Below are 20303 nucleotides of genomic sequence, written 5' to 3' on the forward strand. Positions count from 1 at the left end.
TACTCCTTATCCAATAATCATTTTGCCTTCCGGATGACGATATAATTCTTTACCCTTTTTTGGCCCCAGTGCATAAGCAAGCGTCAAAGGCCCCAATCGCCCTGCAAACATCGTAATACTGATCAAAATCTTCCCGAATCCCGTCAGTTCAGGCGTTAAACCCATGGAGAGACCCACCGTACCGAAGGCGGATGTCGTTTCGAATAGGATCTCCAGGAAGCTCCCTTCCTCTGTCGTTGACAGAATCATCGATACGATTAGAACGAGCAGCAGTGCCAATAATGCAATGGTCAGTGCCTTGAGCACCCGCTCCTGGGCCAGGCGATAACGGAACATGACGATGTCTTCACGCCCGCGCATCATGGCGATAACCGCCCCCACCATAATGGTGAAGGTTGTTGTTTTGATACCGCCACCGGTTGACCCTGGGGATGCTCCGATAAACATCAGAATCACGATAAAAAATTGCGTGGCCTGTCGAAGCCCCGTAATATCTATAGTATTCGCGCCAGCTGTACGCGGCGTTACGGACTGGAATAACGCACCGAAGAATTTTCCGCCCCAATTCAGAGAGCCGAGCGTCCTCGGATTGGTGAATTCAAATATAAGAATGACGATAAATCCAACCAGCAGCAAGGTAGCCGTCATGGTGAGCACCACTTTGGAGTGCAAGGAAAGTCTCCGCTGTTTTCGGAAATCAATCAGATCGGATAATACGATAAAACCAATCCCACCTGAGACAATCAAAAACATCACGACTATGTTGACTACAGGATCGTAGACATACCCGGTCAAACTCCGAAAATCACCAAACAAATCAAAACCGGCGTTGTTAAACATCGTGACTGCATGAAAAACGCCATAATAAATCGCCTGGCCGATCGGCATATCAAACGCCCAGCGGATCGATAGAATGATGGCACCACAGGCCTCGATGATGAGGGAGTACAACAACACTCTGCGAATCAGCCTTACGATTCCTTCCATCGAGGACTGATTCATCGCTTCTTGCAGAATGAGGCGATCCTTGAGCGAGATGCGTCTTTTCAGAGCCAAGGCAAATAAAGTAGCCATCGTCATGAATCCGAGCCCGCCGATCTGAATCAGCAGCATAATCACGACTTCTCCGAAGGAACTGAATGTCGTTCCTGTATCCACCACAACCAGACCCGTTACACATGTTGCCGATGTCGAAGTGAACAAGGCATCGATAAATTCAAGCGGTTCACCTGTACTTGTGGAAATCGGCAGCATTAACAGCGCCGTCCCGATGAAGATAATAGCCGCAAAACCAAGCACGAGAATCTGCGGCGGAGACAACCTGAGCCAGTTAAATTTAGAGTTCAATCGGTCACCTTCTTAAAAAAAATCAAGAAAAAAGACACTGGAAAACGCAGTGCCCTTTACGGTCTGGTTCCTGTGCTGCAGCCTACGAGGTTAGCTGACGGATTCGGGCATTTCCACAGGTCGCCCTATTCATTATTCTAGGAATAATGAAATTCACCCCAATTACATGGTTCCCCCATTTTCAGTACGAAATTCGGCTGGAATATTCGGTTCCTTGAAGCATGATGTGATTATAACGCAATCTGGTACGTAACCCAATGCCGTTTTTCACCCAAAAAATCTTTAAAAGAGCGCGAATTGGGCATATTCAAGAATACAAGCATAGGGTTCTCTAACGTTTTCGAAACCTTTCATTCATTTTCATCGATTTGTTTCATTATTCCGGATATTGGGATAAGCTGCTTATGACTTTCATAACTATGTTATATTGACTCTATGCGTACTTAATCAGGCATATCGAATACCAGTGGGAGTATCAACTTTCCTAGAGGAGGAATTTCATGAATCGTGCAAGAGAGCCCTTGAAGCTGAAGCCCAATCTCAAACAGCTCATCGCGCCTGCCGCAGTCGGCCTGATTCTGTTCCTATTATTTCAGGTGTTTCCGTCGACGAATCCGGATTCTACCGAGATGGCATCTCCGAATATCATATCCAAGGAGCAGGCTCGGCAAGCGGCTTCAAGCTTTGCTCAGGAGCATTTGCAGTTTACGGCTGCAAAAACGGATGACACATTGGTTACATATCAATCCAAATCGGAACTTTACGGATATCTGGCGAAGGAAAAGAAACTTTCGGAATACAACAAAACCTATGAAGCCAAATATCCCTATGACGTATACCGCGTTCGCTTCAGCGAACCGGGAGGGGATGCCCTCAATGTGGACGTGCACATGCAAAATTCAGGCATCGTCGGCTTCTCGTACGATTACGCCCGCTCCAGCTATGACCGGATTGAGCTGAACAAGGGCGATGTACAAAGGCAGATGCTGCTTGTCGTCGAGGACGGCATGTCATTAGCCGAGAAGCAAGCGCTCGCGGAGCCTTGGCTCCAGCGAGCGGGCTATGACCTGTCGCGCCTTGAGCTGGTTACGCGGGAAGGGGAACCCCGGCTTCGATATGTGGACCCGGAATCCAAGATTGGCGATTCCCGATTGGAGCACCGTTTCACCTTCGAACATGGGAAATTACGCTCCTATGAGCCATCCTTCTCAGTCCCGTCCGCCCATTCCGCCTATGTCAACAAGCAGACTCAGGATGCAACGCTGCTGACACTCGCAGGGTATGGCCTGTTCACCCTCATCCTTGGCATTCTTGCCATTGTGTACAGCGTAAAGACCAGAGCCTATACGTCGTTTAAGCGCGGCCTGTTCCTAGCGGTGCTGCTGTTTATCATTCAGATGCTAAATACGTATAATCTGATTCCCGTTTTCAAATCCGAGGGGATGTCGCAAACTGGTATATTCGGGATGATGATTTTCTATGCGGTCTATTCGCTCATATTCTCCGCCCTGCTCTATTTCTCCCTTGTCGGGGGCAACGGACTATGGCAAAAAGAAGACGGGCTCAATCCATGGCCGCGCGCCAAAGAACCCGGATACGGTCATTATGTACTGGACAGCATGAAGCTGGGATATATGTGGGCTTTCATCCTGCTTGGGGTCCAATCCATTATCTTTATCGTTCTGGGCCTAACCTTAAATACATGGTCCACCACGGATGCCACACAGTCGCCTTACAACATGCTCTATCCTTGGCTGTTTCCGCTGATGGCCTGGCTGGCCGGCATATCCGAAGAGGCCGTCTATCGACTGTTCGGAATCAAAATGGTGAAAAAGATCGTCCGCAATACGTTCGTTGCCAGTTTGATTACCTCGCTCATCTGGGCGCTCGGGCATACGCTTTATCCGATATACCCTGTAATTTCCCGGCCCATTGAACTGGTTATCATCGGCTTGCTGTTCAGCTACATCTTTTTGAAATATGGGTATTTGGCGGCCATGTTCTCCCATGTCATCTTTAATAGCATCTTGATGGGTATTAGCCTGATCTTGCTCAAGGACACCACCAACTTGCTGATTGGTGCTTTCTACATGGTGCTTCCTGCGCTTGTTGCGTATGCGATTTACCGTTTCAATCCAACAAAAAAAGAGAAGCCGTATGTCACGACTCCTCCTCACGAAGTGCCTTAAGAATTTCCGTTGCTAATTTCTCACCGATTGAAAGGGGCTTGAAGTCTTCGACTGAAGCCTCTTTTATTTTTTTGACCGAGCCAAAATGCTTCAACAGCAGCTTCCGGCGCTTCTCACCAATGCCCGGGATGGAATCCAGCTTGGAGGATACCATCGATTTGCCGCGCTGTTCGCGGTGGAAGGAAATCGCAAACCGGTGAACCTCATCTTGAATACGCTGCAGCAAATAGAACTCCTGGCTGTCCCGGGGCAGCGTAACCGGCTCCGGCGGGTCTCCGACCATGAGCTGCGCTGTTTTATGCTTGGCATCCTTCACAAGCCCGCAGACCGGGATATACAACCCCAACTCATTCTCCAACACATCGCTGGCGGCGGAAATCTGTCCCTTCCCTCCATCGACCACAATCAGATCAGGAAGCGGCAAATTCTCCTTCAAGACGCGCTCGTACCGCCGCCGGATCACTTCACGCATCGTATCATAATCGTCCGGTCCCAGCACGGTACGGATCTTGTATTTCCGATATTCCTTCTTGTCCGGTTTCCCATTGGTGAATACAACCATGGCCGATACCGGGTTGGTCCCCTGGATGTTCGAGTTATCAAATGCCTCGATCCGGTTCAGCGACTGGAGGCCGATCACTTCGCCCAGATTCGCCGCTGCGACCGAGGTGCGTTCTTCATCGCGCTCAATCAAGCGGAATTTCTCGTCTAAGGACACCTTTGCATTATCCGACGCCATGCCCACCATCTGTTTCTTCAAACCACGCTGCGGCACATGCACCTTCACGCCGAGCCATTCCTGCAGGGCGGCAGCCCCTCCGGCTGCATCCACGATGCCAGCGGCTTCGGCCTGCTTCTCCTGTGCCTGGGCAAGGGCTGCCTGCTGCTCATCAGATGTTCCTGCGGAAAGCGTACTCGCCGAATCCACGGCTTCCTCTGGGCCTAACACACCTTCATCCACAGCCGTTCCAGCAACCGACTCTGGATCAGCCTCGTCTATCAACAGGGGCTCAGGCAGCAGAATTTCTTGCGGCAATGCAGGATTATCACTGTAATACTGGGCAATAAAAGACATAAAGTCACTGTGCGCATCGCCGTAGAATGGAAAAACGGACTTGTTGCGCTGTACCATTTTCCCTTGGCGCATGTACAGAATCTGTACACACATCCAGCCTTTATCCACAGCATAACCGAATACGTCGCGGTCCCGTGTATCCGTCGTCGTAATCTTCTGCTTCTCCATTAGCGTATCGATATGGATGATCTGATCCCGCAGTTCTTTGGCACGCTCGAAATACAAATCCTCCGCGGCCTCCTGCATCTTGCGCTGCAGTTCCTTCTTGATCTCTTCATGTCCACCGCTCAGGAATGAGGTAATCTCCCCTGTGATCTGTTCATATGCAGAATTTGGAATTTCCTTTACACATGGAGCCAAGCATTGTCCCATATGGTAATACAAGCACACTTCTTTCGGCATGACGCCGCATTTGCGCAAAGGATACATCCGGTCCAGCAGCTTTTTGGTCTGCTGTGCCGCATACGCATTCGGGTAGGGGCCAAAGTATTTGGCTTTATCTTTAAGCACCCTTCTGGTCACTTCCAGACGGGGATGCTCTTCATTCGTTATTTTAAGATATGGATAGGTTTTATCATCCTTCAGCAGCACGTTGAATCTCGGCTGATGGGTTTTGATCAGGTTACACTCCAGAATCAAGGCTTCCATGTTGCTGCCGGTCACAATATATTCGAAATCGCGGATTTCCGAAACAAGCATCTGGGTCTTCCCGTTATGGCTTCCGGTAAAATAAGAGCGTACCCGATTCTTCAGCACTTTCGCCTTGCCCACATAAATAATCGTGCCTTCATGATTCTTCATCAGGTAACAGCCGGGCTGGTCCGGCAGCAATGCCAGCTTATGGCGGATATTCTCCAGCGCCCTCTCCTGCTCCTGAAGCTGTTTGGCAAAATCGTCCATGCTATCCCTCCTCTCCAAGGAGATTATATAGTATTAACCATAAATATAAAACACTATGAATAACCACACAAAGCGCCTCCGGGTTTCACCGAAGGCGCTTTATGAAAGCAGATTGCAGTCTATGACCAATCCTGCTTATTGATGTTTTGCAATGATGCCCTTCAAGGCTTCTTTGGAGTTCAGACCTACCACTTTATCGACAGGCTGGCCGTCTTTAAAGAAAATCATAGTCGGAATGCTCATCACGCCGAAACGTGCTGCGGATTCCGGATTCTCATCCACGTTCACCTTAGCAATTTTCACAGCATCACCAAGATCTGTGGACAGCTCTTCCAAAATCGGGGCAAGCATTTTACAAGGACCGCACCATGGCGCCCAGAAATCAACTACAACCGTTCCTTGACCTTCCACTTCACTTACGAAGGATTGATCGGTAACGTTTACGATAGCCATTATATTCTCCTCCTCACGGATAATTTTACATATAGTACGACCATAATTGTTGAATGGGTCGACGAATTTAGTATACCACAACCGGTCGGAAAAAGTGAAATATACTCACCTAAAGAAAGAGGATTTCACGGGTTTTTTATGCAATCTTTACAAATGATTTGCGCATTGGGTATACTACTAGTAACAAGTCGGGTGACTGTCAAGTTTTTCGTGTTGGCACGGCATGTTCACCTTTTGAGGAGGCAAGCACCATGGATGTAAACGTACGCGTTAACGATCCACGGGAGCACATCAATGAAGAACCACGCAATGACTTTGGCGATTTGATGATGGGCTTCGTGGGGATGTTTGGTTTCATGACCATCATCTTTTTCGGTTTCGTCATTATCAAGTTCTTGGTTGGCTAATTATTGATGACTCCTTGTGCACAAATAAAAAGTCTGATCCTGCCGCGTTCCATACGCTAACGGGATCAGACTTTTTACAATTCAGGGAAAGCTTGTCTATAGGGAGTTCACTTGCAATGCTAGAATTTCCCTCTCTGGTTCTCGCCGAATAAATGAACGACATCGACAAAAGGCGCAATTCGGTTCATCAACCGCTGTCCTTTGTGTGCCTCCTCCCCATCCTTGCTCGTGAAGCTCAGATGCTGTTCAAGCCCGTCGAGCGGATAGTTCGACGTATAGAAGGTCGGCAGCCGGTTCATCCGGAAATTCAGAATGGAACCGAGGACATGATCCCGAACCCACGGATTCAAATTCTCCGCTCCGATATCGTCAAAGATCAGCAGATCGCAATGCTTCATCGTCTCCACCATGTCCTTCAGCTTCTGGCCGTCCTGCATCATGGTCTTCAGATCTTCCACGAAATCAGGCATATACACGATAACGCCCGAATGGCCCGCTTTCGCGAGCTCATGCATCAGGTAACCCATCAGGTAGGTCTTACCCGTACCAAACGAACCGGTGAGATACAGGCCGCGCGGAGACAAGCCATTCTCCTTCGTATCCCGGATGTATTTAAAGACCTGGTGCACCGCCGGTGCCCGCAAGCGGTCCTTCGCCATAATCTCCATGTTGTCATAACCTTCGTTCAAGGCATGCTCATCAACATAAAAGCTGCGAATCCGTTTTTTGATCTGATCCTCATTTGTCTTCGCAATCTGCAGGGAACACGGCGACTTACGCTCATAGATCTCCACGGTTCCGTTCATCCGCTGGATATCCAGCTTGCTGAAATGCCCCTGGAAATCATTGGGACACCGGTCAAGACCGGGACACGCCTTGCAGTGGGCCTGATCTCCCGCATATTGATACAGTTTGCTTAAATTCAATCGTATGACCCGATCATCGATCTCCGGGTATTCGCTCCGCAGAGCTTGAATCAGAGGATTCCTAAGCAAATCCTCCGTAATCTGTTCCGTTCTGCGCCGGAGCGCAGGACTTTTCATGCTTTCCAGCAGTTCACCAAGGGACTCCATCTCTTGTTCCCTCCTCTCTTCAGCAGGATTTCTTTATCCGCCCTTCTTGTTGCCAGCCTGCATTTCTGCCGCAAATCGCATCATTTCTTCGAATTCCTCATCCGATACGGCCTCCGCCTGATCGGACTCCAGAGCCACTGGAATTTCCGGCTTCACCTTTCCACCTTTAGCGTATGTACGCGTACGTTGTGTGGTTGCCTTCTGCTTGCCTTTCATCTTGGCTTGATCACGTATATACTGAACAGCTTTCTCATAGCTGTTAATCTGCTTCAGCAGCATATTGGAAGCAATGGCCTCCACGAAATTACGGTTGATTCGCTGCTCGCCGCCTGCGGCCATGAGTGACATTAAATAATGAATGAGCACGTTGATGACTTCTCCCGGCAGCTTATAGCTCAGGTCGATCTTTTCGAAGATGTCCAGGAACTGCGCTGGGACCGAGCCCGGAAAGAAGGTCTGCAGCAGCCGGGTATAAGGCTCGTTGCGGAGCATCATATTATATTGGTGAATATCGCATTTCGATTGGAACTGGGCAGGAACTTCTACATAGTATTCCATCTCTACGGCATGCTCCTGTGCAGGCTCTTCCGGATCGGCCGTCATCTCCTGATGCAAAGCAACGACCTTGCCCGCGGTAATCTGCCGCTTCTCCTGCATCTTCATTCCCTGCCTAAAGTGAAGACTGGCCTTGTGCTGCAGATCATCCAGCACGACCTCACCATGCTCGGTAAATATGCCGTCCTCATCCAGCAGGCGACACAAATCCTGCGTGCTGAGATCATATTTGCGCACCACGTAATTCACAATGCCCATCTGTTCATGGTCGTAGCGAAGACGCTCCACAAAGACCCGATTGCGGGATTCACGCGGGAAACGGAGAATAATGTCCGCATAGTTCAGACCCTCTCCTTGCGGATTTGGCGGCACCACTGACTTCCGTGACACCGCGACCTCTTCCAGCGCTTGCTCCAGTTCATAATCAATGACATGCGTGTTCAGCTCAAAAATATCATAAAAGGGAACCGAAATGTTCTCCTTGTTGAAGGAAATACCGGACCATTCAAGGGGTTCCTTGCTCCAGAGCTCTTCTCTTAACGACAGAACGGCGAATTTCCCCACCTTGTCGCGAAGCAGCAGCGTCAGATGCTGGGTGTTGAAGAACTCCGCTGGACTGAGCGGTGCTTGCAGCTCATATTCATAGATATGGTCGTCCGTTTCCGGGACAAACATCCGGCTTGTCTGCAGTAAACCTACCGCTTCCAGCTTGGAGGTTTGCTCAATGAGAAAGCGGCGTCCTTTTTCACTAGGCTCAAGCCCTAATGTCAGAAATAATCTTCGCTGCTGTTCAATAGCCGAGTAACCCACCTTCTCCACCGGCACATGCGATACGAGAAGACGGTACAGACTGATCGCAAACGCGCCAACCATCGGTTGATATATCGAACCAAGCATTTTGTCATCCAGGCCGCTTAAGCAGAAGTCACGGTATACGCAGTAACGGTGGTTCTCTGTAAAATGTAAAAAATTAGTCATGCGCATCGTTTATGCTCCCCCTGTCGCCCAAAAATAGACTTCCTCTATTCTATCATAAATCCGTCGTTTCGAAGTCGGTTCTTTCGCATCAAAAATTCTGGAATTCGTGCACCCGCCATTTGCATGCTTCCATAAATAATAAATGACGGCCCCCGGGTATTGCAGAGCCGCCATCAACACTACATTCAATTTGCGCCACGCGCCTTAAAACATTCTAAAGCCTTTAATACGCAATGTCTTAATGGTCCATCCGCTCAAGTAGGCACCAATCAGACCTGCAACTCCCGTTAAGTAATCCACCAATTGGAATGATCCGACGTGAGTCCAGAACGACATTTGGCCCCGATCCCACAAGCTGTATACAACGACCGGCAAAATGACAATCACAAACAGATAGCAAGGAAACCAGGTCGTCTTCATCAACATATTGAGGATAAAACCGATACCGAACATCATGACAAAAAACAAAATCATCAGCACGAGCACAGGAATAAATTGAAGCATGATCGCTGTTTTCACCTCTTCTTTATCACCTACGCGTAGCAGCTATTCTACTTTATTGCAGCAAGAAACAGCACACCAAGCTTTAGCTAATAGCTAGTTTACTAAAAATAATGTCACAGATCAACGAACAATCGTGAAATCATTGTGTCGGCGTTTGCCCTTCCGACTGCGCTTACAGTACAATATAGGAAGTTAATGCAAGCGGCCATCCGCTTCTATAATAACGAACATAACGTTTAGGAGTGATCACATGAACGAAGCTGCAATGACGCTTGAGGGCTGGTATGCGCTGCATGATTTCCGCACCATCAATTGGCCGGCCTGGAAAGCTGCAGATGAAGAAGTACGTGCTTTTGCGCTGGACGAGCTAAATGCGTTCCTAGAGGAATGGGATGCCGTCGAAGCTGCCCAGAAAGGCAGTACCGCTGTATATACCATCGTCGGTCAGAAAGCCGATTTCGTATTCATGCTTTTGCGCGAGACGCTCGAAGAGCTGAACGCGATCGAGAACGCCTTTAACAAAACAACGTTTGCCCAGTTCACCATCAAGTCATATTCGTATGTAAGCATTGTCGAGCTGAGCAACTACCTGGCTGGCTCCTCCGATGAGGATCCGATGCAGAATCCGCATGTCATTGCCCGTCTGAAGCCGGCTCTGCCTAAATCGAAGCATATTTGCTTCTATCCGATGAACAAAAAGCGGGATTTGTCGGACAACTGGTATATGCTGAGCATGGATGAACGCAAATCGATGATGAAGAGCCATGGGATGATTGGCCGCGGATATGCCGGCAAGGTCAAACAGATCATCACCGGTTCCGTTGGATTCGACGATTGGGAATGGGGCGTAACCCTGTTCAGTGACGACGCGCTTCAATTCAAGAAACTCGTGTACGAAATGAGATTTGACGAGGTAAGTGCGCGTTTCGGCGAGTTTGGTCCGTTCTATGTCGGCAACCTGCTCGATCAGGCTTCGTTTACAGATTTAATGAAGGTATAATTCCTTCTGCACATAAAAAGCATGTACAAAACCCCACAAAGTGGAGCCTATGCTACGATGTTTATTCCAAATACTTTGCGGGGACCCCAAAAAACTTACAAATTCTAATATGTCAAAAAAGGGATGCTCTCAACACTGAGAGCATCCCTTTTTCTATTACTCACTGTCGTCCTCATCTTGCTCTTGCTTGCGCAAGGTTTCAAGATATTCAGCCGTTGCCCGGTCCCGGGCACGTCCCTTATCCTTGAGCCGCTCAATTGCAGGAAGTATGAGAATGTCGACCTCCTGCTGAATGGTGTAAGCCAGATCGTACCGCTCTTGCAACTCCAAATAGGAGCCGACCTCCATCAGCGCGTTATATCGATCCAGCTCATCTCTTGTGAGCAGCCCCCGTACTTGAACGCTGCAGTGTCTCATTTATAGAAACCTACCTTTTTTCAGGACGAGCGGAATCCCTCCAATAATGAAGAGGTAGCGCAGATCAACCAATTTTTTCAGCTGAGCCGCTTTCCATCCCTGATATTTCTTATCGCCGACTACCGCAATGCCTTCGCCCCGGCCGAGGGAAGCAACCGTGCCCTTATTGTGGAACTCGAATTTGCGCATGGACTTGTCCCGAATCGCCGCAACGATATTTTGGGCACAACACACGCCCTGCTGCATCGCCATTTGAGCGGTCGGCGGATAAGGTCTGCCTTCCTCATTAAAAATCAGGGAGTTATCGCCGATAATATAAATGTTCTCATATCCGGGAGCGCGCAAGTATTCATCCACCTTAACGCGGCCTCTCATCGTTTCGAAACCAGCTGCTTCTACCAGACGGTTCCCACGGATGCCGCCGGTCCATATCACCGTTGCCGCCCGGATCTCTTCACCATTGTTCAGAACGACTCCGCCTGAGAGGCATTCCTTGATCGCAATGCCCATTTTGAAGGTAACGCCTTTCTTCTCAAGAACGTTCATGGCGTACTCCACCAGCTCAGGTGCAAACCCAGGTAACGCGGCAGGCGCGGCTTCAACATTATAGATATTCACCAGCGTCGGATCCACGTCATACTCCTTGCACAGTCTCGGAATGCGGTCCGCCAGCTCGGCTACAAACTCGATGCCGCTGAATCCGGCCCCGCCAACCACAAAGTTAATGCGCTCTTGCGGTCTGCGCTCATTTTTATATAAAGCAAATTGATACTCAATATGCTCACGAATCAATCGTACCGAGTTGATGCTTCGGATCGTCATCGCATGCTCTGCGAGTCCTGGAATGCCAAAGGTTTCCGGCTCTCCGCCGAGTCCAATGACAAGATAGTCATAGGATAACGTTCCATCTTCAAGAATAACCTTCTTATCGTGGAGGCGGATTTCCTGAACCGAGGATTTGACCAGGTCGATTTTGAATTCGTCTATCAACTTGGAAATGGATACCCGGGTGTTCTCAATGCTGTCTGTTCCTGCTGCCGGCATATGCAAATGCGTTGTAATATAATGATAATCATGGCGATTCACCAATGTAACATCGGCCTCATTATAATTCAGCTCTTTTTGCAGCCGCTGCGCTGTCAATATGCCCCCGTAACCCGCGCCAAGGATTACGATCTTCGGTATGCTGCTCATTCTATTGCTCCTTCCAGCTTACTCTTTATATATACAGTATGGTACACATGTTAACATTCTGTGAAAATGCATCCAAAAAAAGAGAAGAGCCCTTATCAGAGCCCGTTTCATCATTTGACCTGAAGGTTCATTAAGGTTCAAAAACAGCTGAAATACTAAGTTTCCTTAATGCTGCTGCAGTTGATAATATATGGGACTACCCTGTAATGAACACAAGTTATCACGTTAATCATATGCATAAACCATGCAAATATCAAGAAATTTTTTGCCATATAATGTGCAAATAATTCCGCCATTTATCCCCTTACTTACTAAGTAAGCGCATCCATTCCAATGTTAGGTATTTTAACTCAATTCTCGTCTTTTCATGCCGGTTCGGGACGATTATAATAGGTAAGGAATTCATGAATCAGCTTTATCCGGACAAGAACGTCTGTCTGATTCGAATATAAACTCATTTTATGGAGGTGCTTACCGCATGACAACGATGCCACAAGACAGCAATATGACGGATCTTTTGATTATCGGTGGCGGACCTGCAGGTATGTTTGCTGCTTTTTACGGCGGAATGCGCCAAGCTTCGGTAAAACTTATCGAGAGCATGCCTCAGCTTGGAGGCCAATTAGCTGCGCTGTATCCTGAGAAATATATTTATGACGTAGCAGGCTTTCCAAAAGTAACCGCTCAAGAGCTTGTGAACAATCTGTCTGCCCAAATGGAGCTCTTTAAAACGGACATTCGTCTTGAAGAGAAAGTACAGGCTGTGGAAAAACTCGAAGAACGTCATTTTGTCGTAAAAACAAATCTGGGTGAACACCACGCCAAAGCTGTCATCATTACAGCCGGTGTAGGAGCGTTCCAACCCCGTCGACTGGAGATTGAAGGGGCAGAAGCATACGAAAAGTCCAACCTTCATTATTTTGTCAACGATCTCAGCCGCTTTAAAGGCAAGAAGGTTCTCATCAGCGGCGGCGGCGACTCTGCGGTAGACTGGGCGCTCATGATCGAGCCGATCGCCGAGCAGGTTACACTGGTTCATCGCCGTGACAAATTCCGTGCCCATGAGCATAGTGTTGAACAGCTGATGGCATCGAAGGTGAACATCATTACGCCAACCGAGATCACCGAATTGCATGGTGATGATACCATTACGAAGGTTACGCTTTCGCATATTAAGACCAAAGAGACGCAAGAGATTGAAGTGGACGATGTCATTGTCAATTTCGGGTTTGTGTCCTCCCTCGGTCCGATCTCCGAATGGGGCATCGCCATCGAAAGCAACTCCATTGTGGTGGATTCCCGTATGGAAACAAGTATTCCCGGTATTTTTGCAGCCGGCGACATCACCACCTATCCGGGCAAGGTCAAACTGATCGCTGTTGGATTTGGCGAAGCACCTACCGCCGTAAACAATGCCAAGGTTTACTTCGATCCTGAGGCCAGATTGGCTCCGGGCCACAGCAGTAACATGAAATTGTAAGGACAGCTCGGATTTTAACTTCATATACATCTATATTCATAGAAAAAAAGGTATCTTCATTCCGAGGGGGTATGCACCGCCCCGGAATCGAAGATACCTTTTCTATTCTTCAAACCATATGTAGAACTTGGTTGAAAGCTCCCACATTATATACGTATCATGTCGTAAGTTATCTATTCTATATACGAAAAATCTGATTAATGCAGGATGCTGCCGGAATCGGTGTCCAAGTTCCGTTTATGAATCTCGGCTAGCAGTAGAGTGATGAACTCTCGCTCCAACTTCAACTCAATAGCCATATGATAGGAATCGAGAAGCATCTCATCCGTCAACATAGCCATCCCTCTCACACCCCTTCCTCAAATTTCCTGAATCTATCATATCAGACATACCAAAACGGAACAACTGTTCGCTTATCCACAACCTCTTGTGGAAATCCTGTGTATAATTTGTTGGTAAGTGTAAAAAACAGGGTCATATCAAAGTGGATTATGGGGATAAATGTTATACACAGGATCTTGGGGAAATCTACTATAAAAAAAATTAATCAATTATAATATCGGTAGATTATCGTTATTTTTTTATTACCCTATTAAAAAATCATTAAACGGCTGCATTTGGGAATATTAAACAAAAATTCAGCTTGGTCTTGTATTAACCTCCAAAATCCAAATCTTGCCCTCATTGTCTAACCCGTAATCAAATCCCAGTTCGCCGATCCCTGGAAAACGGGATTCCAGTATTCCTATGCACTGTCTGGTTACTTGGCGCATTTCATTGCGCTTTTCCCTCGCATTAATATGGGGCAGTGACAGCCGGAGTGCATGGCCACAACGAAGCAGCGTCCCCCCTTTACAAATATTCGTCACAAAAAGCCCTGGGTTCGCGAGTCGCCCCAGCATGGCCCGGAATTTCCATCTTCCTCGATCCTTGACTACCTTTATACGGTAATCCAGCGGACGTCCCTGAATTTTAGCCAAATGAATCCCCTGCTGTATCATGTAGCTCCGTCTCAGTCTTATTCTGCCCAGTACGTATAACAGGGAATTCAATGTATCTACATGAACAGTACGCCTCTTATGAGTTACCAAGTATCCCGTTCCGTCTTTCTGTATTCGGATGACTCCGTTACCACCGGTTCCTACAATCGGCTTGATCACGACCATTTCGTGTTCGGCCAGCATTGAGGCCAGGGTATCCCCTCCATACGACTGGGTAGCCGGAATGTAGGGAGCAACCTGCGGATCGGTCAGCAGCGCTTCCGTCTTCAACCACTTGCTGGCCAGTTGTCTTCCCGCCATGCTGCTTTCGCCTCCTTTTATTCATGACATACGTTATCCTATTCCCCAATCCGCTCTTTGTCTTGGATGATTGTCCGTGATGGTATGCCTAATAATTGAGGTTCTTGTGGCCTCACGGGAGCCTCCCTTTGCAAATGCTGTGATCTATCGTATAGTAAGAACAGAGCTTTGTCCGTAATAAATCCATCACCTTGGATAACGATAAAGGAGGCTTTGTCACCTTGGCAGCATTGTTTGAAGTTTTATACTGGATCGCCATTGTCGGCATGTCGATTGCACTTGCAGCCGTAACCGTTCTTATCTTTGCCATGGGCTTCAAGTTCATCAAGGATAAGCGCAGAGGACTCGGAGCGGGCTGCATCATATTTTCGCTTGTGGCCGCCGGCATGATCGTGCTGATGCTGAACGATACCTTCTTCTTCCCGGTCTGAACTATGAAGAACCCGAAAAAGCAGCCTCTTCTTATCGCGGAGTTGGCTGCTTTTTCGGGTTCTTATGTCTATAGCGGATGTTCCCGATAACGCAAAAAAGACCTCCCCGACAAGATTGTCTGGAGAGGTCTTTCACTGTTGGACTCAGGCTTAACCCTCTAGAGAGTCCTTATTAGCAAGGCTCTTCGTTCGGTTTGCCCGCATCCGTTGCCGTACGGAATGACGAACCGCAGCCGCACGTTACGGTCGCGTTCGGATTGTGGATGGTGAAGCCCCCGGTCATGCCGGATTCCTCAAAATCGATTTCCAGACCATTCAGGTATTTCAGATCGTCCTTTTCGACAACGACCTTCATATCCTGCAGATCCATATATACGTCAGCTTCCGTTTCATTATCGTCAAAGCCCATTGCATATGAAAAACCACTGCAACCGCCGGCAGTGACACCCAGTCGAAGGAACATGTTGGGCGTTTCCTGTTCAGCAAGCATTTCTTTTAAACGTTCTGCAGCTGAGTCGCTGATTGTAATCATAGGTCACCCTCCTTTTCGTTCACTCTTTAAGTATACTCCTCTTCGCGAATTCGCTCAAGGTTGTTATGATGGCTTTTGATATGTAATGACAAACCTATTTTCAATTCCTCTATTTGTGTTGCTACCCCGAGGGGTCAGGTTTATAATAGGGAAGGAACATGGGCGGCAACTGTTGGATAATTGTCACATCCCTCAGCTAAAAAGCGGCAAAGGTTATGGCTGGTCCACAGTTGTATATTTTTTCACAAACTTATTTATTTATTCAGCCCATTATTGATGTTGTTGTTATACCACTATAAACGGACCGTTCCCTTAGGGGAGTGATTCACTTTATGATCGCTTTTCTGCAGAATCTTCTAAGCAGATCAAGTGTGAACAGGAGGATTGAACATGTCCACAATTGTGACACCATTTACCGATCAGAGAATGGCCGAGATCGTTGCGAAAGTCCAAAGCGGCGAACGCCTGAATCTTGAAGACGGTGTGTATTTGTACCAAACTGATGACCTGCTGACCCTCGGGCAGCTGGCTAATGAAGCAAATTTGCGCAAGAACGGGAAGAAAGTTTACTTCATAGAGAACATGAGTCTCTATTTCACGAATGTATGCGAATCCTACTGCGCTTTTTGTAATTTCCGGAAAGATCAAGGCGAGGAAGGCTCCTATACCCTCTCCGGCGCTGAGATGATTGAATATGTCGAGCAGCATATTCATCCCGGCATTCGTGAATTTCACATCGTTGGCGGACATAATAACCATGTGCCGTTCCAGTACTATGTAGATTCCCTGAAGGCATTGAACGAGCGTTTCCCGGAAGTAACGCTAAAAGCCTATACGGCGGCGGAGATTGAATTCTTCACTCGCATTAGCGGACTTAGCACAAAGGAAGTACTCCAGGAACTGCAGAAAGCAGGTCTTCAATCCTTAACAGGCGGCGGCGCCGAGATTCTGTCTGACCAATATCGTCAGAAGATGAAAGTGGACAAAGCGAACGTGGATCAATACCTCGACGTTCACCGTACCGCGCATAAGCTTGGCATGAAGACACACACCACCATGCTGTACGGATCGATCGAGAGCCACGAGGACCGGATCCGCCATATGCTGCAAATTCGGGATCTTCAAGATGAAACAAACGGATTCATGGTGTTCATTCCCCTATCCATGCAGCCGAAGAATAAGAATGCAGGCATCATGCGCCGCAATTCGGCCTACGAAGATTTGAAAACCATTGCCATCAGTCGTTTGATGCTCGATAATATCGATCACATCAAAGCGTACTTCATTAATATCGGGGCGCAATTAACTCAAGTTGCTCTCAGCTTCGGGGCTTCCGACGTCCATGGTACGATCCTCAAGGAACGTATTAGCCATGCTGCAGGAGCCTTAACACCGGAAGGGCTGACACGCAAAGAGCTGGTCTGGCTCATCCAAGGCGCTGGCCGGATTCCGGTTGAACGCGATACCTTCTACAACGAGATCAAGGTTTACGAATAAATCTTACCAGCAGGGATTTAAGCAAACGAGAGACGTTCCAAAAAACGGAAAACAGGTTAAAGAGATAATATAGCGTGGGTAACCTAAGCCGCTTCCAGCGGCGTTTTTCTTGCGAATCGGCGCTCACCTTCTTATCTCTTGAGAAAGGAAGAAATTTATGAAAAAGCTCGTCATTCTCGGCGGAGGCTATGGTGGTCTTGCCCTAATTCAAGAATTATTCAGCGGCTATCTTCCTCCGGACGTGGAGGTCGTGCTCATCGACCGCATGCCATACCAAGGACTCAAAACCGAATATTACGCGCTGGCAGCAGGCACCGTGGCCGATACCGCCGTTCGTGTTAAATTCCCGGTGTATGACCGCCTCCAAATTGTATATGGTGAAGTCACATCCATTGATCTAGAGAAGAGGCTTGTTAACCTGACGAACAACGATCCCGTGGAATACGATCAACTCGCCATTGCTCTGGGATGTACGGACCGTTATCATGGAGTACCAGGTGCTGAAGAATTCACGTTCAGCCTGCAATCTTTCTCTGCATCCCGGGAAACCTATTTGCACCTGAACAACCTCAGACCTTATGGTCATGTTCATATCATTGGCGGAGGCTTAAGCGGCATCGAGCTCGCTGCCGATCTTCGTGAAAGCCGGCCTGACCTTAATATCGCCATCTTGGACCGAGGACAACGGGTACTTTCTTCTTTTCCTAACCGTTTGTCTGCTTATATTCATCGCTGGTTTGAGGAACACCATGTGGATATCCACAGCGGCGTTTCCGTATCCCGAGTTGAGAAGGACGCCGTGTACAATCTGGATGTGCCAATCGCAACCGACCTGGCTGTATGGACGGCGGGTATTCAGCCCGTAAAGGTCGTACAGGATCTGGATCTGCCAAAAGACCGCAGCGGACGCATTATGCTGAACGAGTGGTATCAGGTTCCTTCCCATCCGGAAGTGTACGTGATCGGCGACTGCGCCAGCCTCCCGTTCGTCCCAAGCGCCCAAGCCGCTGGGGCTCAAGCCGAGCAAGTGGGACATGTCATGAAAGCTTTATGGCGGGATGATACGCCAAAGGTATCTCCGCTGAAGCTCAAGGGAACCCTCGGTTCCCTCGGCAAACATGCAGGCTTTGGACTCATGGGCAGCACCTCGGTTCTGGGCCGGGTACCAAGGATACTGAAGAGCGGCGTTCTCTGGAAATCCAAGCGTCACTACTAGCACTGAGCAGGCTGCAGGCGCTTTGTAGATGAATATGCCAGGAATCAGGCTCAGCTTTCCTCTTCGCTGTCCTGAAAGCTTTCCAGTTTGGCTATGACAACGTCAAGCAGTTCTTCAGCCGTGGGAGCCTCGACCCATTCGCCATCCACATAAGCGAAGGGCATCAGGTAGCACTGGCCGCAGTTGGTCAGGCAGCCGTATTCGATGACCTGACAATCATACTTGGCTTCAAGCGTCTGTAGAACTTTATCCGTGCCAAAATAGGAATTGCTTGTGCAAAACTCAATGATTATGGACATTGTGATTAGACCTGCCTTAAGATTGGCATTTTATTTTGCCGGTTTATGTACTATAATATAGGGAGGAAAGGAGTTGAACAAGATGAGTGAAAACACGCAAACCACTGTATATGATGAAGTGGCTGAAGTGCTTGATAAACTTCGTCCGTTCCTGCAGCGCGACGGCGGTGACGTGGAACTGGTTGACGTTGAAGACGGCATCGTTAAGCTGAAATTGATGGGTGCATGCGGTAGCTGCCCTAGCTCCACCATTACTCTGAAGGCAGGGATTGAACGCGCCCTGGTTGAAGAAGTAGAAGGCATTCAAGAAGTAGTTCAAGTATTCTAAATCTTCTTTAACTATAAAGAGTCTTGGTTTCCCTCGTGGAACCAAGACTCTTTTTTTGAGATAAAAGAATGAATAAGTTTTCAGCGAAGCGTAAGCCATTCTTTAATCGCATGTATATGTTTTGGGGTCAGCAAAGTATTGGAAATAAGCATCGAAGCATAGACTCCACTTTGTTGTGGGGTTATTGTATGTTATTCCGGCTTAATCAACGGGCGGATCGGGTCCAGCCCACCGGATATATCCATGATATTGCCAGTAATGAAATCCGAATTATCCAGGCATAAATATTCGATCACCCTGGCGATGTCCTCCCCGCTTCCCGATCGTCCGCGCGGGGTCAGCCCATCTTGAATGCCCGAAACTTCATCGATGGTCTTCTCTTTATTTGCTCCGCGGATGTCCCCAGGACAGATCATATTCACGGTGATTCCATACGGTGCTTCTTCCACCGCAAGCGTCTTCGTAAAGGAGACCAGGCCCACTTTAGCAGCCGCGTAGGCTGAACGCTGAGGCCACGCGCGGGCTTCTCCGGCATGTCCGAATCCGAAGTGGATGATGCGTCCCCACTTCTTCTCCCGCATGGCAGGCAGAACGCGGTGGTCCAGCAGCATGACGCCGGTTAAATTGCCATTCACCATATGGACGATTTCGTCCCGGCTGTACTCTGAGAACAGACGACGCTCCCGAATGAAAGGGCCTGCGTTGTTCACCAGGATATCGACGCTTCCCAGTTGCTCCTCCGTCTGATCCACCAATGAATACAGCTCACGCTCGCTGGCGATATCGGCTTTAATCGCAATAGACTTCACGCCAAACCCCTCGATTTCACGGGAGAGCGCCTCCGCTTCATCCTTGCTGTTTACATAATTTATAGCCAAATGACATCCCTGCCGAGCTAACGACAGCGCCGTCATTTTCCCCAAACCTGTCGCACTGCCTGTAATCAGCGCCACTTTTCCCTTCAAGGCTTTCCCTCCTCAGATGGATATCCTTCCTTCAGTATAAAAGATTTGATAAAGCCTAACAACTTGCAACCCGGCCAGGAATGGCCGCCACACAAAAAAAAAGAAAGGACTTATCCATAAAGACCCATGGTCTTTTGGATAATGCCCTCTCTTCACGGATAC

21 protein-coding genes and 1 riboswitch are annotated in these 20303 nt (G+C 48.4%); of the genes, 8 read left to right on the forward strand and 13 right to left on the reverse strand.

Annotated features, from left to right (window positions below; translation table 11 throughout):
• Positions 1–6: 6 nt before the first annotated feature.
• Positions 7–1347, reverse strand: coding sequence for a TrkH family potassium uptake protein (locus MKY48_RS28495; RefSeq protein WP_076324828.1), 1341 nt, complete (start codon positions 1345–1347; stop codon positions 7–9).
• A 64-nt stretch (positions 1348–1411) separates the two neighbouring features.
• A riboswitch (cyclic di-AMP (ydaO/yuaA leader) is annotated at positions 1412–1556 on the reverse strand.
• A gap of 291 nt (positions 1557–1847) precedes the next feature.
• Here MKY48_RS28495 and MKY48_RS28500 point away from each other — a divergent pair.
• Positions 1848–3536 (forward strand): CPBP family intramembrane glutamic endopeptidase, encoded by a 1689-nt coding sequence (locus MKY48_RS28500; protein WP_339267967.1) that lies wholly within the window; start codon positions 1848–1850, stop codon positions 3534–3536.
• Here MKY48_RS28500 and uvrC read toward each other — a convergent pair.
• Both uvrC and trxA read right to left on the reverse strand, forming a co-directional pair.
• Positions 3508–5511, reverse strand: coding sequence for an excinuclease ABC subunit UvrC (gene uvrC / locus MKY48_RS28505; protein WP_339267968.1), 2004 nt, complete (start codon positions 5509–5511; stop codon positions 3508–3510). The genes MKY48_RS28500 and uvrC overlap by 29 nt on opposite strands.
• A 135-nt stretch (positions 5512–5646) precedes the next feature.
• Entirely contained in the window at positions 5647–5964 is a 318-nt protein-coding gene (trxA, locus tag MKY48_RS28510) for a thioredoxin (protein ID WP_076324831.1), read from the reverse strand.
• A 251-nt stretch (positions 5965–6215) separates the two neighbouring features.
• Here trxA and MKY48_RS28515 point away from each other — a divergent pair, with 251 nt between their 5' ends.
• Complete coding sequence (locus MKY48_RS28515) at positions 6216–6371, forward strand: hypothetical protein (protein WP_006212594.1); 156 nt, start codon at positions 6216–6218, stop codon at positions 6369–6371.
• 119 nt (positions 6372–6490) lie between these two features.
• Here MKY48_RS28515 and dnaI read toward each other — a convergent pair whose 3' ends face one another.
• The 3 genes from dnaI to MKY48_RS28530 form a co-directional block, all read right to left on the reverse strand.
• Positions 6491–7444, reverse strand: coding sequence for a primosomal protein DnaI (gene dnaI, locus MKY48_RS28520; RefSeq protein ID WP_339291771.1), 954 nt, complete (start codon positions 7442–7444; stop codon positions 6491–6493).
• 33 nt (positions 7445–7477) lie between these two features.
• Positions 7478–8983 carry a DnaD domain protein gene (locus MKY48_RS28525; RefSeq protein ID WP_076324833.1) on the reverse strand — a complete coding sequence of 502 codons (1506 nt, stop codon included), beginning with the start codon at positions 8981–8983 and terminating at the stop codon, positions 7478–7480.
• A gap of 198 nt (positions 8984–9181) precedes the next feature.
• Positions 9182–9481, reverse strand: a complete 300-nt coding sequence (locus MKY48_RS28530; RefSeq protein WP_339273692.1) for a YuiB family protein — start codon at positions 9479–9481, stop codon at positions 9182–9184.
• A 250-nt stretch (positions 9482–9731) separates the two neighbouring features.
• On the opposite strand from MKY48_RS28530, the gene hemQ reads away from it, so the two are divergent.
• Positions 9732–10481: a hydrogen peroxide-dependent heme synthase gene (hemQ, locus tag MKY48_RS28535; RefSeq protein ID WP_076324834.1), complete on the forward strand. Its 750-nt coding sequence runs from the start codon at positions 9732–9734 to the stop codon at positions 10479–10481.
• A 156-nt stretch (positions 10482–10637) separates the two neighbouring features.
• On the opposite strand, the gene MKY48_RS28540 is transcribed toward hemQ, so the two are convergent.
• Positions 10638–10898: a hypothetical protein gene (locus MKY48_RS28540; protein WP_339267973.1), complete on the reverse strand. Its 261-nt coding sequence runs from the start codon at positions 10896–10898 to the stop codon at positions 10638–10640.
• Entirely contained in the window at positions 10899–12092 is a 1194-nt protein-coding gene (locus MKY48_RS28545) for an NAD(P)/FAD-dependent oxidoreductase (RefSeq protein ID WP_339267975.1), read from the reverse strand.
• Between the two features lie 478 nt (positions 12093–12570).
• Between MKY48_RS28545 and MKY48_RS28550 the strand changes: the two genes are divergently transcribed.
• Positions 12571–13572: an NAD(P)/FAD-dependent oxidoreductase gene (locus MKY48_RS28550; RefSeq protein ID WP_285228812.1), complete on the forward strand. Its 1002-nt coding sequence runs from the start codon at positions 12571–12573 to the stop codon at positions 13570–13572.
• Positions 13573–13769: 197 nt separating this feature from the next.
• Here MKY48_RS28550 and sda read toward each other — a convergent pair whose 3' ends face one another.
• Positions 13770–13913: a sporulation histidine kinase inhibitor Sda gene (gene sda / locus MKY48_RS28555; protein ID WP_098748866.1), complete on the reverse strand. Its 144-nt coding sequence runs from the start codon at positions 13911–13913 to the stop codon at positions 13770–13772.
• Between the two features lie 297 nt (positions 13914–14210).
• Positions 14211–14873: a YheC/YheD family protein gene (locus MKY48_RS28560; RefSeq protein WP_215157967.1), complete on the reverse strand. Its 663-nt coding sequence runs from the start codon at positions 14871–14873 to the stop codon at positions 14211–14213.
• Positions 14874–15094: 221 nt separating this feature from the next.
• On the opposite strand from MKY48_RS28560, the gene MKY48_RS28565 reads away from it, so the two are divergent.
• Entirely contained in the window at positions 15095–15304 is a 210-nt protein-coding gene (locus tag MKY48_RS28565; protein WP_076324839.1) for a hypothetical protein, read from the forward strand.
• A 172-nt stretch (positions 15305–15476) separates the two neighbouring features.
• On the opposite strand, the gene MKY48_RS28570 is transcribed toward MKY48_RS28565, so the two are convergent.
• Positions 15477–15836, reverse strand: coding sequence for an iron-sulfur cluster assembly accessory protein (locus MKY48_RS28570; RefSeq protein ID WP_076324840.1), 360 nt, complete (start codon positions 15834–15836; stop codon positions 15477–15479).
• A gap of 390 nt (positions 15837–16226) precedes the next feature.
• Here MKY48_RS28570 and mqnE point away from each other — a divergent pair, with 390 nt between their 5' ends.
• Both mqnE and MKY48_RS28580 read left to right on the forward strand, forming a co-directional pair.
• The gene (gene mqnE, locus MKY48_RS28575; protein WP_098748869.1) at positions 16227–17333 is read left to right on the forward strand and encodes an aminofutalosine synthase MqnE; all 1107 of its coding nucleotides are present in this window, start codon (positions 16227–16229) and stop codon (positions 17331–17333) included.
• A 157-nt stretch (positions 17334–17490) separates the two neighbouring features.
• The gene (locus MKY48_RS28580) at positions 17491–18549 is read left to right on the forward strand and encodes an FAD-dependent oxidoreductase (RefSeq protein WP_076324842.1); all 1059 of its coding nucleotides are present in this window, start codon (positions 17491–17493) and stop codon (positions 18547–18549) included.
• 50 nt (positions 18550–18599) lie between these two features.
• On the opposite strand, the gene MKY48_RS28585 is transcribed toward MKY48_RS28580, so the two are convergent.
• The gene (locus MKY48_RS28585; protein ID WP_339267980.1) at positions 18600–18848 is read right to left on the reverse strand and encodes a YuzB family protein; all 249 of its coding nucleotides are present in this window, start codon (positions 18846–18848) and stop codon (positions 18600–18602) included.
• Positions 18849–18930: 82 nt separating this feature from the next.
• Between MKY48_RS28585 and MKY48_RS28590 the strand changes: the two genes are divergently transcribed.
• The gene (locus MKY48_RS28590) at positions 18931–19176 is read left to right on the forward strand and encodes a NifU family protein (RefSeq protein WP_006212609.1); all 246 of its coding nucleotides are present in this window, start codon (positions 18931–18933) and stop codon (positions 19174–19176) included.
• A 191-nt stretch (positions 19177–19367) separates the two neighbouring features.
• On the opposite strand, the gene MKY48_RS28595 is transcribed toward MKY48_RS28590, so the two are convergent.
• Entirely contained in the window at positions 19368–20141 is a 774-nt protein-coding gene (locus tag MKY48_RS28595; RefSeq protein WP_076324844.1) for an SDR family oxidoreductase, read from the reverse strand.
• Positions 20142–20303: the final 162 nt, after the last annotated feature.

Source organism: Paenibacillus sp. FSL W8-0187 (assembly GCF_037969755.1).
Classification (GTDB): Bacteria; Bacillota; Bacilli; order Paenibacillales; family Paenibacillaceae; genus Paenibacillus_AQ.

What these genes read in the sequence shown, in the direction of transcription:
- MKY48_RS28580 (WP_076324842.1), top strand. Translation starts at nt 17,491, where the DNA reads ATGAAAAAGCTCGTCATTCTCGGCGGAGGCTATGGTGGTCTTGCCCTA.
- MKY48_RS28530 (WP_339273692.1), bottom strand. Translation starts at nt 9,481, where the DNA reads ATGCTTCAATTTATTCCTGTGCTCGTGCTGATGATTTTGTTTTTTGTC.
- MKY48_RS28570 (WP_076324840.1), bottom strand. Translation starts at nt 15,836, where the DNA reads ATGATTACAATCAGCGACTCAGCTGCAGAACGTTTAAAAGAAATGCTT.
- hemQ (WP_076324834.1), top strand. Translation starts at nt 9,732, where the DNA reads ATGAACGAAGCTGCAATGACGCTTGAGGGCTGGTATGCGCTGCATGAT.
- MKY48_RS28545 (WP_339267975.1), bottom strand. Translation starts at nt 12,092, where the DNA reads ATGAGCAGCATACCGAAGATCGTAATCCTTGGCGCGGGTTACGGGGGC.
- MKY48_RS28590 (WP_006212609.1), top strand. Translation starts at nt 18,931, where the DNA reads ATGAGTGAAAACACGCAAACCACTGTATATGATGAAGTGGCTGAAGTG.
- trxA (WP_076324831.1), bottom strand. Translation starts at nt 5,964, where the DNA reads ATGGCTATCGTAAACGTTACCGATCAATCCTTCGTAAGTGAAGTGGAA.
- sda (WP_098748866.1), bottom strand. Translation starts at nt 13,913, where the DNA reads ATGGCTATGTTGACGGATGAGATGCTTCTCGATTCCTATCATATGGCT.
- uvrC (WP_339267968.1), bottom strand. Translation starts at nt 5,511, where the DNA reads ATGGACGATTTTGCCAAACAGCTTCAGGAGCAGGAGAGGGCGCTGGAG.
- MKY48_RS28560 (WP_215157967.1), bottom strand. Translation starts at nt 14,873, where the DNA reads ATGGCGGGAAGACAACTGGCCAGCAAGTGGTTGAAGACGGAAGCGCTG.
- MKY48_RS28540 (WP_339267973.1), bottom strand. Translation starts at nt 10,898, where the DNA reads ATGAGACACTGCAGCGTTCAAGTACGGGGGCTGCTCACAAGAGATGAG.
- MKY48_RS28550 (WP_285228812.1), top strand. Translation starts at nt 12,571, where the DNA reads ATGACAACGATGCCACAAGACAGCAATATGACGGATCTTTTGATTATC.
- MKY48_RS28515 (WP_006212594.1), top strand. Translation starts at nt 6,216, where the DNA reads ATGGATGTAAACGTACGCGTTAACGATCCACGGGAGCACATCAATGAA.
- dnaI (WP_339291771.1), bottom strand. Translation starts at nt 7,444, where the DNA reads ATGGAGTCCCTTGGTGAACTGCTGGAAAGCATGAAAAGTCCTGCGCTC.
- MKY48_RS28525 (WP_076324833.1), bottom strand. Translation starts at nt 8,983, where the DNA reads ATGCGCATGACTAATTTTTTACATTTTACAGAGAACCACCGTTACTGC.
- MKY48_RS28585 (WP_339267980.1), bottom strand. Translation starts at nt 18,848, where the DNA reads ATGTCCATAATCATTGAGTTTTGCACAAGCAATTCCTATTTTGGCACG.
- mqnE (WP_098748869.1), top strand. Translation starts at nt 16,227, where the DNA reads ATGTCCACAATTGTGACACCATTTACCGATCAGAGAATGGCCGAGATC.
- MKY48_RS28500 (WP_339267967.1), top strand. Translation starts at nt 1,848, where the DNA reads ATGAATCGTGCAAGAGAGCCCTTGAAGCTGAAGCCCAATCTCAAACAG.